Raw genomic sequence first — 13,697 nt, forward strand, 5'->3', positions numbered from 1 at the left:
CGAGATGATGATCGACGATCCGCAGGTGGTGGCCGAGGTCATGGCCGCCTTCACCGCTTATGAAGCCGCGCTGATGGCCGATGACGTGCCCGCGATGGACCGGCTGTTCCACGATCATCCGACCACGATCCGCTATGGCGTGGGCGAGGTGCTGTACGGCGCGGAGGCCATTCGCGCCTTTCGCCAGGGTCGGGGCGGTTCGCCGCAGCGTCGGCTCGGAACGGTCGCCATCCATGCCTTTGGCCGCGACCATGCCACCGCCAACGCCGAATTCTTCCGCGAAGGCGATGCCCGGCGCGGGCGGCAGAGCCAGACCTGGGTGCGCTTTCCCGATGGGTGGAAAGTCGTCGCCGCGCATGTCTCGATCGAGGGGGCGGGATCATGACCGATAGCGATTTCAATGCCATGTCCAGCGAGGCTTTCGTCGCGCGCTATGCGAGCGTGGTCGAGCATTCGCCCTGGGTGGTCGAACGCGCGGCGGCGCGGCGCCCCTTTGCCGATCTGGCGGAGGGGATCGTGGCGGTGCTTGCCGACGCCACGCCCGAGGAACGGCTGTCGGTGATCCGCGCCCATCCCGAACTGGCGGGGCGCGCGGCGATCGCGGGCACGCTGACCGAGGAGTCGCGCAGCGAGCAGGCCTCGGCTGGGCTGGACCGCATGACCAGGCAGGAGTTCGAGCGCTTCCATGCGCTGAACGCGGCCTATGGCGAGCGGTTCGGCTTCCCCTTCGTCATCTGTGTCCGGCGGACCGACCGGGCGGGCATATTGCGCGCCATGGCCGAGCGGCTGGCCAACGACCGCGAGGCCGAGGTCGAAACCGCGCTGACCGAGATCGGCCATATCGTCCGCCTGCGACTGGAGACCCTGGCATGACCCAACCCATCGGCCTGGCCGCCCTGGCCCAGCAGGTCGCGACCGATCTCGAACGCCTGGCGCATGGCGGCCCCGCCTGGACGGTGCCGCAGCCCATGGCGGAGGGCCATGTCTATGACGTCATCATCGTCGGCGGCGGGCAGAGCGGGCTGGGCGCGGCGTTCGGATTGTTGCGCGAGCGCGTGTCGGACATCCTCGTCCTCGACGAAAACCCGGCGGGTTATGAGGGGCCGTGGGATACCTATGCGCGGATGATGACGCTACGCACGCCCAAGCATCTGACCGCGATCGACCTGGGCATCCCCTCGCTGACCTTTCGCGCCTTTTGGGAGGCGCAGCATGGCGTGGAAGGATGGGAGGCGCTGGACAAAATCCCGCGCCGCGACTGGATGGCCTATCTGCGCTGGTATCGCGCCGTCCTGAACCTGCCGGTGCGCAACGAGGCGCGGGTGACGCTGATCGAGCCGCTGGGCGGGCGGTTCCGCGTCCACCTTGCCGACGGTGCGCCGCTGCTCGCGCGCAAGGTCGTGCTGGCGACCGGCATCCAGGGGGGCGGCAACTGGCACGTGCCCGAACTGGTGCGCGATCGGCTGCCCGCGACCCGCTATGCCCATACGTCCGCTTCGATCGACTATGCGGGTCTGGCCGGAAAGCGCATCGCGTTGCTGGGGGCGGGGGCCTCGGCGTTTGACAATGCCCATGCCGCGTTGTCCGCCGGGGTGGCCGAGGCGCATGTCTTCGTCCGCCGCCCGGAACTGCCGCGCGTCAATCCGATCCGGCATATGGAGCGCAGCGGGATCATCGGCCGTTTCCCCGCGCTGGACGATGCCGCCAAATACCGGATGATGGTCGCCTTTTTCGACCGCAGCCAGCCGCCGACCAACGACACGTTCGATCGCGCGTCGGCGCTACCCGGCTTTCACCTGCATCTCGGTACGCCGTGGCTGGACGTGGCGGACACCGGCGATGCGGTCGCGGTCACCACCCCGCGCGGGACCGAGACGTTCGACTTCCTCGTCCTGTCGACCGGGCTGGTCACCGATCCGGCGCTGCGTCCCGAACTGGCGCTGGTCGCCGACGGCATCGCGCGCTGGTCCGACCGCTATCGCCCGGCGGAGGCGTCGCATCCGCTGATCGATGCGCATCCCTATCTGGGGCCGCAATTCCAGCTGTTGCCGCGCACGCCCGACGATGCGGCGGCGCTGCACGGGCTGTTCGCGTTCAACTATTCGGGGCTCATCAGCCTTGGCCTGTCGGCGTCCGCGCTGTCGGGACTGCGCCACGCCTTGCCCCGGCTGGTGGCGGGGGTGGCCGACCAGCTGTTCCTCGACGACCGCGATGCGATGATCGCCGCCTATCTCGACTATGACGAGCCCGAATTCATCGGGGCATGGCCGCGCACGGGGGCGGTGGCATGAGCATGACCCTGTCCACCCATGTCCTGGACACCGCGCATGGCCGGCCGGCGGCGGGCATCGCCGTCACGCTGCTCGACGGCGACGGAATGCGGTTGTTCGATGGCGTGACCAATGCCGATGGGCGCTGTCCCGCGCTGGCCGCCGTGCCGGTCTCGCCGGGGCGTCATGCATTGTGCTTCGCGGTCGCCGACTATTTCCGCGCCGCCGGGGTGGAACTGCCGAATCCACCCTTTCTCGACCGGGTGACGATCGATTTCGGCATCGCGCCGGAGGGGGGGCATTATCACGTGCCGCTGCTCGTCTCGCCCTACAGCTATTCCACCTATCGGGGCAGTTGATCCCGTTCCTTCCCGCCGGAGTGCCCCGATGATCCGTCGCCTGCTCGCCACGATCGAGCCCTATGTCCTGATGCTGCTGGCGACCGTGCTGATCGCCACGCTGCTGCCGCCGCGCGGTGTCGGCGTGCGCGTCTTCGACCTCGCCGCCGATACCGCGATCGTCGCGCTGTTCTTCGTCCATGGTGCGAAACTGTCGCGCAGCGCCCTGCTGGCGGGGGCGCGGCACTGGCGGTTGCATGCGGCGATCCTGGCGACCAGCTTCGTGCTGTTCCCGCTGCTGGGGCTCGCCATCGCGGGCAGCGGCCTGCCGTCGCCCAGCCTCGCCACCGGCCTGTTGTTCCTGACCCTGCTGCCCTCGACCGTGCAATCCTCGATCGCCTTCACCGCGATCGCGCGCGGCAATGTCGCGGCGGCGGTGTGCAGCGCCTCGCTGTCCAACCTGCTGGGCATCGCCGTCACGCCCGCGCTGGCCGCCCTGCTGCTTCCGGGCACCGGGGGCGTCGAGCTGTCGTTCGACAGCGTGCGGGCGATCGTCCTGCAATTGCTGGTGCCGTTCGCGGCGGGGCATATGCTGCGCCCCTGGATCGGCGCGTGGATCGCGGCGCGCAAGCGGATGGTGACGACGCTCGATCGCGGATCGATCCTGCTGGTCGTCTATACCGCCTTCGGTGCGGCGGTGAGCCAGGGGCTGTGGTCGCAGGTCGGCGCGCTGGAGCTGGCGGAACTCGTCGGATGGTGCGCGCTGCTGCTGACGGTGGTGCTGGTGCTGACCGGCGTGATGGCGCGGGCGATGAAGCTGGCGCCCGAGGACGCGGTCGTGATGCGCTTCTGCGGGTCGAAGAAGAGCCTGGCGACGGGCGTGCCGATGGCGGGCGTGCTGTTTCCGCCCGCGCAGGTCGGCGTCGTCCTGCTGCCGGTCATGGTATTCCACCAGTTGCAGCTGATCGCCTGCGCCTTCCTCGCGCGGCGGCTGGCGGACGCGGTGGAGGCGGAGCCCGCCATGCCGGGCGCGGTGGCGTCGGGATAAGTCGGCTATTCGCCCAGCCGGGCGAACTCCTCCTTCAGCATGTCGACAAAGGTGCTGAGATAGATGGGCAGTACCCGGCCGCGTTGAAGCAGCATCGACACGCTGGCCGGGCGGACGATCCCCTCGGCCAGCGGAACCCAGCAGAGTTCGCCCGCCGCCAGCTCGCGCTCCAGCCCGATGCGCGAGAGGAAGGCGATGCCGACCCCGGCGCGCACCAGATTCTTGAGCGTATCGATCCGCTCGACCGTGGCGACTCGCTTGAGCGGCACGTCGCTCATGTCGAACAGATCGTGCAGCACGCTCTGCTTCAGCCAGTCGTCATGCGGCGTCACCACCGCATGGGGAACGCAGTCGGACAGGGTCACTCGGTCGAGCAGGGAAAGGGGATGGCCCGGCGGGGTGATGACGCCGATCGGCGTCTGGACATGCGCCACCGTCGCGGTGCGCGCGGTGCCCGTCAGGTCGAAGGCGCAGATGACATCCGCTTCCTTGGACAGCAATTCCGCCTTCACCCGGTGATTGTCGCCCGCCAGCAGCGAGAATTCGATCAGCGGGAAGCGTTCCTTGTAGCGGACGATGGTGCGCGGCACGAGGTCGTCGGCCAGGCTCTCGGCGGCGGCGATCCGGATATGGCCGCGCTCGCCGCCGCGCAGCCGCAGCATCTCGTGGCGCAGCGCGACGCTTTCGCGCTTCCACCGGCGGATATAGGCCAGCAACGCCTCGCCCGCCGCGGTGGGGCGTATCCCGCGCGGCATGCGGACAAACAGCTGCACGTCCAGCTCCTCTTCGAGCTGCAACAGCTGCCGGTTGACCGCCGAGGATGCGATGTTGAGCGATTCCGCCGCCTTGCGGATCGAGCCGTGGCGGATCGCCTGATCGAAATAGATCAACCCGGTCTTGATGAGGGCCATCATCGTCCTCGTGTCGCCATCCGGGCCGCAACCGACGGTCGAGGCCCGCGAGCTTTGGGGGCGTTACGGTTGCCCGGTCACAGCCGGGGCAGGGTGACGCCGCGCTGGCCCATATATTTGCCCGCGCGGTCGGCATAGCTGGTCTCGCAGGGCTCGTTGCCCTTCAGGAACAGGAACTGGCAGGCGCCTTCATTGGCATAGATTTTCGCAGGCAGCGGCGTGGTGTTGGAAAATTCCAGCGTCACATGCCCCTCCCAACCCGGCTCCAGCGGCGTGACGTTCACGATAATACCGCAGCGCGCATAGGTCGACTTGCCCAGACAGATCACCAGCACGTCGCGCGGCACCCGGAAATATTCGACCGTCCGCGCCAGCGCGAAGCTGTTGGGCGGGATGATGCACACATCGGTCTTGCGATCGACGAAGCTGTTCGACGCGAAGTCCTTGGGGTCGACCACCGCACTGTCGACATTGGTGAAGATCTTGAACTCGTCCGCCACCCGCGCGTCATAGCCATAGGAGGACAGGCCATAGCTGATACAGCCGTCGCGGCGCTGGTTCTCGACAAAGGGCTCGATCATCCCTTGGGTCTGCGCGGCTTCGCGAATCCAGCGGTCGGACAGGATCGACATCTTCATTCCCCTTAAGCGTTGCCGCTCATTGCCGGATCGCCCGGACAGGGCAAGCGCCGAAACGCAAAATGGGGCTTGCGGTTGACGTTGCGTCAAGCGGTAGGCTGCTCCGCATGACGAAGATGCTGGATATTGCCGAGATCGCGAAGGCCACGGGGCTCAGCAGCCGGGCGTTGCGCTTTTACGAGGCGCGGGGGCTGATCCGGCCGCTGCGCAGCGAGGGCGGGCGGCGCATCTTCGGTGCAGGGGAACTCGAGCGGCTGCATGCGATCGTCGCGCTGAAACGGGCCGGGTTCACGCTGGCGGCGATCGGGCGGATGCTCGACCGGCCCGACGCGCGGCTGGGACCGATGGTCGCGGCACAACTGGCGGTGGTCGAGGCGCAAGCCGCCGTGCTGGCCGATACGGCGACCCTGCTTCATTCCATCCAGTCCCGCATCGATGCCGGCGAGCGCATCGACGTCGCGACGCTCTGCTCGCTGATTCGAAAGGGAAACAGCATGACGACGACCCAATGGAAGGCCGTGGTCGACCAGCATTTCACCAAGGAGGAACAGGCCCATTGGGCCGAGCGGATGACCACGCTTGCCCCCGATTTCGATCAGGATGCCTATCAGGCGCAATGGGCCGATCTGGGCCAGCGGATCGCCGCCGCATTGCCGCTCGACCCCGGTTCGGAGGCGGCGCAGGCTTTTGTGCGCGAATGGTTCGCGCTGCTGGCGCCGTTCCGCGCGGTGGCCTCGCCGGAGATGTGGGCGGGCGCGACGCGGCTGCATGAGAACCGGGCGGCGTGGGATGGGCAGGCCGATCCGGGCTTTTCGGCCGATGTGTGGCAGTTCATCCAGGCGGCCGCTGCCGCGATGCGGGTGCGGGGCGAAGAGCCGGGCAACTGAGGCGAAGTGTTCGCGCGGAGGCGAAGATAAGGGGGCATCCGCTCATGGCGATGAGGCAGGCAGGGCTGGAACGTCTTCTCTGCGCCTCTGCGCGAACACATCTTCGTGTCTTCGCGGCGTCGCGCGAAATTCAGCCGATCCCCAGATCCGCCGGACCAAAGGCATCCGGCAGCAATTCGGACAGCCGATAGCTGCGCACCGCATCGCCTTCCGCCGCGCCGCAATGGACGGGCAGGTCGCGGCCGCCCATCTGGGCGGCCTCGTTGATGACCTGCCGACACCGGCCGCAGGGGCCGACCGGGGCGGTGCCGGTGGGCTCGCCGTTCGCGTCCATCGCGCCGCCGATCACGCCGACCGCGACGATCTCGCGCAGTCGCCCGGCGGCCGAGGCGGTGGCGATCGCGACCGTCTCGGCGCAGAGCGACAGGCCATAGCTGGCATTCTCGAAGTTCGCGCCGGTGATGACCGACCCGTCCTCCATCAACAAGGCGGCGCCCACCGCGAACCGGCTATAGGGCGCATGGGCGTGGCGCGCGGCGGCGCGGGCGGCGGCGATCAGGCGCTCGGCGGTCGGATCGATCTGGCTCATGGTGTGACGACGTCCCAGTTGACGGGGCCTTCCACCCCCTCGACCCGGCGGAAATCGCTCGCGCGCCACATCCGCCAGGGGCGGGCGGCATAATCGGGTTTGAACATATTGCCGACCGCCCAGATCGGGCGATCGAACGCGGTCGTGATGCTGTATTCGGACTCGAACGGCTTGGCGACGCGCAGCATCACCGGCTTGCGCGTATGCGTCTCGACCATCGTCACGAACCGGGTCAGGTCGGCGACCAGCGTCGCGCGATCGGGCCGCGCGGTGCAATCGTCGTGAAAGGACAGGTCGATCGCGGCGGGCAGCGCATCCCCGGCGCGCGGCACGAAGATGTTGAAGGCATCCGCCTGCGCCGCGGCGGGCTGGCACAGCGAGTAGATATGGATCGCCCCGCGCCGCAGCCCGGCCTCGGGCAGCGCGGCCCAGTTCGCCTCGAACGCGGGATCGCGGCGGTCCGCGCCCGAGGTGGCGACGATATAGGCAAAGTCGGCGCCGCCCGCGCGCAGCGTCCGCCACTCCACCGGCGGGGGATTCTCGGCCAGGTCGATGCCCTGCAACGCATAATGGTCGGCCGAGGGGCGCCAATGCGTCGCCCAGTGCCAGCCGCCCATGCCCGCCGCACCGAGCGCGAGCAGCCCGGCGCCGATTTTCCAGAGAATCGCCATCAGTTGCGGATATGCAGGACGCACAGCAGTGTGAAGAGGCGGCGTGCGGTATCGAAGTCCACCTCGATCTTGCCGGTCAGCCTGTCCTTCAGCATTTCGGCGGCGTCGTTATGGATGCCGCGCCGGGCCATATCGATCGTCTCGATCTGTTGCGGCGTGGCGGCGCGGATCGCCTGGTAATAGCTGTCGCAGATCGCGAAATAGTCCTTGATCGGCCGCCGGAACCGGCCGAGCGCCAGCACCAGCGTCTCGATATGCGTGCCGTCCTCGCGGTACATATGGATGCCCAGGCGCCCTTCCTCGGACTCCAGCTTGATCCGATAGGGCCCGGCATAGCCGTCCGCCTGCGGCCGTTGCGGCGCGAAATAATTTTCCTCGATCAGGTCGAAGATCGCGATCCGCCGCTCCTGCTCGACATCGGCCGACCGCCAGCCGAGGCTGCGTTCGTCGAGATCGATGGATATGATCCGCGGATCGGCCATCCGGCAGGGATAGTCGCGAAGCGCGTGCGCCGCAAATCCCCCGCTGATCGACGCAATGCGTTTTCATCCGGCGCCACTCCGCGCTAACGCCGAAGAAATGGCCACCCTCGCATTTCCGAACACCGCTGCCGCCGCCGAGCCGCAGCAGCTCCCCCGCAATATCGAGGCGGAGGCCGCGCTGCTGGGCGCGATGATGATCGACAACCGGCTGGCCGACGATCTGGTCGACCGGCTGGACCCGGACCATTTCTTCGAGCCGGTCCATGGCCGCGTCTTCGCCGCGATCAAGAATCTGCGCGCCACCGACATGCTGGCGACCCCCGTCACGCTGCGCCCGATGTTCGAGGCGGACGAGGGGATGAAGGCGCTGGGCGGCCCGGCCTATCTCGCCCAGCTGACCGGATCGGGCGCGGGGCTGATCGGCGCGCGGCAGTTCGCGACGCAGATCTATGACCTGGCCATGCTGCGCGCGCTGGTGACGGTGGGGCGGACGCTGGTCGACCGGGCAATGGATACCTCGGAGGAGGTGAACCCTCGCGCGCAGATCGAGCTGGCCGAGAACGAGCTGTTCAAGGTCGCGGCGGACGGCGGCTCCGAAAATGCGGTGAAGAGCTTCGCCCAGGCCACCACCATGGCGGTCAAGAATGCCGAGCGCGCGCTGAACTCCGGCGGCCATGTCTCGGGCATCACCACCGGCCTGGACTCGGTCAATGCCAAGATCGGCGGTATGCACCGCTCCGACTTGATGATCCTGGCGGGCCGTCCGGGCATGGGCAAGACCTCGCTCGCCACCAACATCGCGTTCAACGCCGCGCGGCGCTGGATGCGCGACATGCAGGACGGCATCCCGCCGTCCGAGTCGGTCGGTGCCAAGGTCGCGTTCTTCAGCCTCGAAATGTCCGCCGACCAGCTGGCGACGCGTATCCTGGCCGAACAGTCGGGGATCAGCTCCGAGGCGCTGCGCATGGGCAAGATCAGCCGCAACGAGTTCGCGCAGCTGGCCGCCGCCGCCGCCGAACTGGAGCAGCTGCCGCTGTTCATCGACGATACCGGCGGCCTGTCCATCTCCGCGCTGCACACCCGCGTCCGACGGTTGCAGCGGCGGCACAATAACGAGATCGGGCTGGTCGTGGTCGACTATCTCCAGCTGCTGACCGGCTCGGGCAAGTCGTCTGAGGGCAACCGCGTGCAGGAAATCTCGGAGATTTCGCGCGGGCTCAAGACGCTGGCCAAGGACATGAACGTGCCGGTGCTGGCCCTGTCGCAGCTGTCCCGCGCGGTCGAGCAGCGCGAGGACAAGCGGCCGATGCTGTCCGACCTTCGCGAATCGGGCTCGATCGAGCAGGACGCCGACATGGTCTGGTTCGTGTTCCGCGAAGACTATTACATGATGCAGCGCGAGCCCAAGCGCCCGATGGAAGGCGATGACGGCAAGGTCTTCGAGGACCACGCGAAATGGGCGACCGAGGTGGAACGGGTCTACGGCCTGGCCGAACTGATCGTCGCGAAACAGCGTCACGGTGCGACCGGCAAGGTGGTGATGAAGTTCGACCCGACGATCACGCGGTTCACCGACTTCGCGGGGTATTGATTCCAACCTCCGTTCAGCCTGAGCGAAGTCGAAGGCCACGCAAAGCCCTGACCGCATGGTCCGGGGCGTGCACTTCGACTTCGCTCAGTGCGAGCGGATGTTGGGATTGCTTTCGCGTAACACCGGCGCAGGGAAGAGTGGCCAAGGGATCGAAGTCCCTCAGGCCGACCGAGCGGCCTCCACCGGCCGGTGGAGGCCGCATTCTACCTTGTCGAACCCGCGCCATCTCCCCGCACGCGGGTCTTCGCCGGGCTTGACCTTGCTGGTGCAGGGCGCGCAGCCGATCGAAAGATAGCCCTGTGCCTCCAGTGGATGGCGCGGCAGGTCGTGTTCGGCGAAATAGCCGTCCAGCGCCGCCTTGTCCCAATCCGCCAGCGGGTTGAGCTTCAACCGGCCATCCTCGACCTCGAACCGGGGCAGGGCGTGGCGGGTGCCCGCCTGGAAGCCCTTGCGACCCGAAATCCAGGCCTCGAACGGGGCGAGGCCGCGCGCCAGCGGCTCGACCTTGCGCAGGTCGCAGCAGCCATCGGGGTCATAGCCATGGCGGATGCCCTCCGGGTCTTTCGCCGCCAGCAGCGCCAGGTCGGGCTGGATGACGCGCACGTCGAGCAGGCCCAGCCGCGCGACTAGCGTGTCGCGATACGCCAGCGTCTCGGGAAACATCTTCAGCGTGTCGGTGAAGACCACCGGCGTCGCGGGATCGGCCTGCGCCACCATGTGGAGCAGCACGGCGGACTCGGTGCCGAAGGACGACACCGCCGCGATCTGTCCGCGCAGCTCGCCGGTCAGCAGGGTGCGCAGCATCTCGGGCGCAGCCACGCCCGCGAAGCGCGCTTCATAAGCCGCAGCGTCCTCCGCCGTGTAAGCCGGCCGAACGTCGATCCGGTCGAGCGACCGCTCAGCCATGGCGCCGCTTCCACACCGGCACGCGGGTGTCGGCGGCCTTTTGATAGGGTTGCGGATAAAGGGCGAGCAGTTTCGTCAGCGTCGCCGCATCGACCGGCTTTTCGGGCGCGAAGCTGTCGAAGCCGCAGCGGCGCATATGCGGGATCTGGTCGACCAGCACATCGCCCGCCGCGCGGAGTTCGCCCTCGAACCCTGCCTCGCGCAGAATCCGCGCCGCCGAATAGCCACGCCCGTCGCGGAAGGTCGGGAAACTGATCTCGACCAAAGCGATCTGCCCCAGATGCGGGAGAAGGGCACGGGCATCGTCGCCCGCCTCCAGCCGGACGGCGGTGGCGTTGGTCTGGCCCAGGAACGCGTCCAGCGTCACCGCCGGTTCGTCATGCGCTACATCGTCGCGAAAGCGCAGCAGCGTCTCGCCCGCATCGGTGTTCACGGTGATCGGATCAACCATAAATGGCTTCCTTGAACGGCTGCATGCCGACGCGGCGATAGGTGTCGAGGAAGCGTTCACCGCCCTCGCGAAGCTGGACGTAACGGTCGGTCACGCGCTCGATCGCATCGACGACACCGTCCTCGTCGAAACCGGGGCCGGTGATCTTGCCGAGCGACACGTCCTCCGCGCCCGACCCGCCGAGCAGCAGCTGATAGTTTTCGGTGCCCTTCTTGTCGACGCCCAGGATGCCGATATGCCCGGCGTGATGGTGGCCGCAGGCGTTGATGCAGCCCGAGATCTTCAGCTTCAACTCGCCCAGCTCGCGCTGCCGCCCGGCGAAACGCTCGCCGATCTTCTGCGCCAGCGGGATCGAGCGGGCATTGGCCAGGCTGCAATAATCCAGGCCGGGGCAGGCGATGATGTCCGAGATCAGGTCGAGATTGGCCTCGGCCAGCCCGGCATCGCGAAGCGCGGTCCAGATGGCGTGCAGGTCGGCCTTGCGGACATGCGGCAGGACGATGTTCTGGGCATGGGTGACGCGCAGTTCGTCATGGCCGTAACGCTCGGCCAAGTCGGCCATCAGGTCGATCTGGTCGGCGGAGGCGTCGCCGGGAATCCCGCCGATCGGCTTCAGGCTGATCGTGACGATGGCATGGCCGGGCTGCTTGTGGCGTGCGACATTCTGGTCGAGCCAGACCGCGAAGTCGGGATCGGACCGGTCCACGCTATCGGGCGCGTCGCTGGCAAAGTCCGGTCCGGCGAACATCGCGGTGATCCGCGCCAGTTCGGCCACGGGCGGGTCGATGCCCAGCTCGCGGATCGCGGCGAATTCCGCCTCCACCTGGTCGCGATAGGCGTCGACGCCGATCTCGTGCAGAAGGATCTTGATCCGCGCCTTGTAGATATTGTCGCGACGGCCATAGCGGTTATAGACCCGCAGGCACGCCTCCAGATAGCTCATCAGATGGTCGGCGGTGATGAAGTCCTTCACCTCATGCGCGATCATCGGAGTGCGGCCCATGCCGCCGCCGACGAAGATCTTCGCGCCCAGCACGCCGTCGCGCTCCAGGAGCTGGATGCCGATATCGTGCAGCCGCATCGCCGCGCGATCCTCGTCCGCGGCGATCACCGCGATCTTGAACTTGCGCGGCAGATAGGTGAATTCGGGGTGGAAGGTCGACCATTGCCGCAGCAATTCGGCCCAGGGGCGCGGATCGGTGACTTCATCGGCGGCCGCGCCCGCAAACTGGTCGGACGAGATGTTGCGGATGCAGTTGCCCGACGTCTGGATGGCATGCATCTGCACGGTCGCCAGCTCGGCCAGGATGTCGGGCGCGTCGGCCAGCTTGATCCAGTTATACTGGATGTTCTGCCGCGTGGTGAAATGGCCGTAGCCGCGATCATATTTGCGCGCGATATGGCCCAGCATCCGCATCTGGCGGCTGTCCAGCGTGCCATAGGGCACCGCGACGCGCAGCATATAGGCGTGAAGCTGAAGATAGAGCCCGTTCATCAGCCGCAGCGGCTTGAACTGATCCTCGGTCAGCGCGCCCGACAGGCGGCGTTCCACCTGGTCGCGAAACTCCTCGACACGGGCATCGACGATGCTCTGGTCATATTCGTCGTAACGATACATGCGCTATTCTCTCAAATGATCCAGGCGCCGGCATCGGCATCGGCGGGCTTCAGCGTCAGGTCGGGGCGCACCGTGGGGCCGAGCGCGCGGATACGGTCCTTGATATGCGCGGGACGGGGGCCTTGCCCGGTCGCCTCGGCGTCGATCAGATAGGGGACGTTGACCCGGCGCGCACCTTCCTCGGCGCGCAGGATCGCCTCGCCGGATGCGCCGACATCGACCGCATCCTCGATATGGCGCGACCAGTCGCGCCCTGTCCACCAGACGACATCGCCGGTCGCCAGATCATTGCCCGTCAACAGCTTCATGCGCTCATTCCTTCCGCCACGCGGGCCCAACGCGCCAGCTTGTCCTCGGCATCCGACAATTCGACCACCTCGCCCACGACGATGATCGCCGGGCTCTGAACCTTTTCGCGATCCACCATCGGGCCGAGATCGGCGAGCAGGGTACGAATCGCGCGGTGGCCCTCCAGCGTGCCGCGCTCCAGCACCGCGACCGGCATGTCGGGGGCGACGCCGTCCGCCATCAGCTTGTCGGCGATGCCGTTGGCGGTCGCGACGCCCATATAGATGACGAGCGTCCGGCCCTGGCCCGCCAGCCCCGACCAGTCCTGATCGGTCAGCCCCTTGCACTGGCCCGCGACGAAGGACACCGCCGAGGCATGATCGCGGTGCGTCAGCGGCAGCATCGCCTCCGCCGCGCAGCCGAGCGCGGCCGAGACACCGGGAATCACCTCGACGCGCAGGCCGGCGGCGCGCACCGCCTCCACCTCTTCGCCGCCGCGGCCGAAGATGAAGGGGTCGCCGCCCTTCAGCCGGACGACGATCGCGCCGGTCTTGACGTGCGCGACGATCAGCGCGTTGATCGCGTCCTGCGACAGGGTGTGCCGCGCGCGCCGCTTGGCCACCGAAATGCGCTGTGCCGTGCCGGGCGCGATGTCGAGCACGCGCGGATCGATCAGCCCGTCATGCACGACGACATCGGCCTGTTTCAGCGCCTCGACCGCGCGAACCGTCAGCAGGCCCGGATCGCCGGGGCCTGCACCGACAAGGATCACGCGTCCACGCGCGGCGGGATCGAGGAGACTAGCCATGATGCCCATGTGCGCCCGCTCCGCGCCTGCCACAACCGAGCGATGCTTGGGACAGGGGTAGATCAGCTTGGGTGCCGCCCAGGGAGGGATCGGACCGATAGTATATTATATTTGTGATTCGCATTTGGATGTGCTTTGGTGGACAAAAGTAGAAGAAGCTGATGGGGGGAGTGGCAATGAAGACATCATATTGCTCCAGAA

Annotated in this window: 17 protein-coding genes; 7 read left to right on the forward strand and 10 right to left on the reverse strand. The window is 67.5% G+C overall.

Annotated elements, in window-relative coordinates:
* The first annotated feature begins 4 nt into the window (after positions 1-4).
* The 5 genes from hpxZ to QE360_RS10580 are packed head-to-tail and all read left to right on the forward strand — an operon-like array spanning position 5 to position 3,656.
* On the forward strand, positions 5-385 hold the full coding sequence (gene hpxZ / locus QE360_RS10560; RefSeq protein ID WP_309704133.1) for an oxalurate catabolism protein HpxZ: 381 nt from the start codon (positions 5-7) through the stop codon (positions 383-385).
* The gene (uraD, locus tag QE360_RS10565; RefSeq protein ID WP_309701387.1) at positions 382-873 is read left to right on the forward strand and encodes a 2-oxo-4-hydroxy-4-carboxy-5-ureidoimidazoline decarboxylase; all 492 of its coding nucleotides are present in this window, start codon (positions 382-384) and stop codon (positions 871-873) included. The genes hpxZ and uraD overlap by 4 nt, the downstream gene beginning before the upstream one ends.
* Positions 870-2,291 (forward strand): NAD(P)/FAD-dependent oxidoreductase, encoded by a 1,422-nt coding sequence (locus QE360_RS10570; protein WP_309701389.1) that lies wholly within the window; start codon positions 870-872, stop codon positions 2,289-2,291. Before uraD ends, QE360_RS10570 begins: the two co-directional genes overlap by 4 nt.
* Positions 2,288-2,629 carry a hydroxyisourate hydrolase gene (uraH, locus tag QE360_RS10575; protein WP_309701391.1) on the forward strand — a complete coding sequence of 114 codons (342 nt, stop codon included), beginning with the start codon at positions 2,288-2,290 and terminating at the stop codon, positions 2,627-2,629. Before QE360_RS10570 ends, uraH begins: the two co-directional genes overlap by 4 nt.
* 28 nt (positions 2,630-2,657) lie before the next feature.
* On the forward strand, positions 2,658-3,656 hold the full coding sequence (locus QE360_RS10580) for a bile acid:sodium symporter family protein (protein ID WP_309701392.1): 999 nt from the start codon (positions 2,658-2,660) through the stop codon (positions 3,654-3,656).
* A 5-nt stretch (positions 3,657-3,661) separates the two neighbouring features.
* Here QE360_RS10580 and QE360_RS10585 read toward each other — a convergent pair whose 3' ends face one another.
* Positions 3,662-4,570, reverse strand: coding sequence for a LysR family transcriptional regulator (locus QE360_RS10585; RefSeq protein WP_309701393.1), 909 nt, complete (start codon positions 4,568-4,570; stop codon positions 3,662-3,664).
* A 74-nt stretch (positions 4,571-4,644) separates the two neighbouring features.
* Positions 4,645-5,199 (reverse strand): dCTP deaminase, encoded by a 555-nt coding sequence (dcd, locus tag QE360_RS10590; protein WP_007405039.1) that lies wholly within the window; start codon positions 5,197-5,199, stop codon positions 4,645-4,647.
* A gap of 113 nt (positions 5,200-5,312) precedes the next feature.
* Between dcd and QE360_RS10595 the strand changes: the two genes are divergently transcribed.
* The gene (locus QE360_RS10595) at positions 5,313-6,092 is read left to right on the forward strand and encodes a MerR family transcriptional regulator (RefSeq protein ID WP_309701395.1); all 780 of its coding nucleotides are present in this window, start codon (positions 5,313-5,315) and stop codon (positions 6,090-6,092) included.
* Between the two features lie 130 nt (positions 6,093-6,222).
* Here QE360_RS10595 and QE360_RS10600 read toward each other — a convergent pair whose 3' ends face one another.
* Genes QE360_RS10600 through QE360_RS10610 form a run of 3 tightly spaced genes read right to left on the reverse strand, consistent with a single transcriptional unit; the run spans position 6,223 to position 7,834 of the window.
* A complete protein-coding gene (locus tag QE360_RS10600) occupies positions 6,223-6,681 on the reverse strand; it encodes a cytidine deaminase (protein WP_309701397.1) in 459 nt (152 codons plus the stop codon).
* Positions 6,678-7,352 (reverse strand): GH25 family lysozyme, encoded by a 675-nt coding sequence (locus QE360_RS10605; RefSeq protein ID WP_309701400.1) that lies wholly within the window; start codon positions 7,350-7,352, stop codon positions 6,678-6,680. The genes QE360_RS10600 and QE360_RS10605 overlap by 4 nt, the downstream gene beginning before the upstream one ends.
* On the reverse strand, positions 7,352-7,834 hold the full coding sequence (locus QE360_RS10610; RefSeq protein WP_307100270.1) for a UPF0262 family protein: 483 nt from the start codon (positions 7,832-7,834) through the stop codon (positions 7,352-7,354). Before QE360_RS10610 ends, QE360_RS10605 begins: the two co-directional genes overlap by 1 nt.
* Before the next feature lie 97 nt (positions 7,835-7,931).
* On the opposite strand from QE360_RS10610, the gene QE360_RS10615 reads away from it, so the two are divergent.
* Positions 7,932-9,425, forward strand: a complete 1,494-nt coding sequence (locus tag QE360_RS10615) for a replicative DNA helicase (RefSeq protein ID WP_307100268.1) — start codon at positions 7,932-7,934, stop codon at positions 9,423-9,425.
* 159 nt (positions 9,426-9,584) lie between these two features.
* Here the strand turns inward: QE360_RS10615 and QE360_RS10620 are convergent, their stop codons facing one another.
* Genes QE360_RS10620 through cobA form a run of 5 tightly spaced genes read right to left on the reverse strand, consistent with a single transcriptional unit; the run spans position 9,585 to position 13,496 of the window.
* Positions 9,585-10,331 (reverse strand): phosphoadenylyl-sulfate reductase, encoded by a 747-nt coding sequence (locus QE360_RS10620; RefSeq protein WP_309701403.1) that lies wholly within the window; start codon positions 10,329-10,331, stop codon positions 9,585-9,587.
* Entirely contained in the window at positions 10,324-10,782 is a 459-nt protein-coding gene (locus QE360_RS10625) for a DUF934 domain-containing protein (RefSeq protein ID WP_309701405.1), read from the reverse strand. Before QE360_RS10625 ends, QE360_RS10620 begins: the two co-directional genes overlap by 8 nt.
* Positions 10,775-12,400 carry a nitrite/sulfite reductase gene (locus tag QE360_RS10630; RefSeq protein ID WP_307100262.1) on the reverse strand — a complete coding sequence of 542 codons (1,626 nt, stop codon included), beginning with the start codon at positions 12,398-12,400 and terminating at the stop codon, positions 10,775-10,777. Before QE360_RS10630 ends, QE360_RS10625 begins: the two co-directional genes overlap by 8 nt.
* 11 nt (positions 12,401-12,411) lie before the next feature.
* A complete protein-coding gene (locus QE360_RS10635; RefSeq protein ID WP_309701408.1) occupies positions 12,412-12,708 on the reverse strand; it encodes a DUF2849 domain-containing protein in 297 nt (98 codons plus the stop codon).
* Positions 12,705-13,496: a uroporphyrinogen-III C-methyltransferase gene (cobA, locus tag QE360_RS10640; RefSeq protein ID WP_309701410.1), complete on the reverse strand. Its 792-nt coding sequence runs from the start codon at positions 13,494-13,496 to the stop codon at positions 12,705-12,707. Before cobA ends, QE360_RS10635 begins: the two co-directional genes overlap by 4 nt.
* Positions 13,497-13,697 lie beyond the last annotated feature (201 nt).

The sequence above is a fragment of the Sphingomonas sp. SORGH_AS_0789 genome, assembly GCF_031453055.1.
Taxonomy (GTDB): Bacteria; Pseudomonadota; Alphaproteobacteria; order Sphingomonadales; family Sphingomonadaceae; genus Sphingomonas.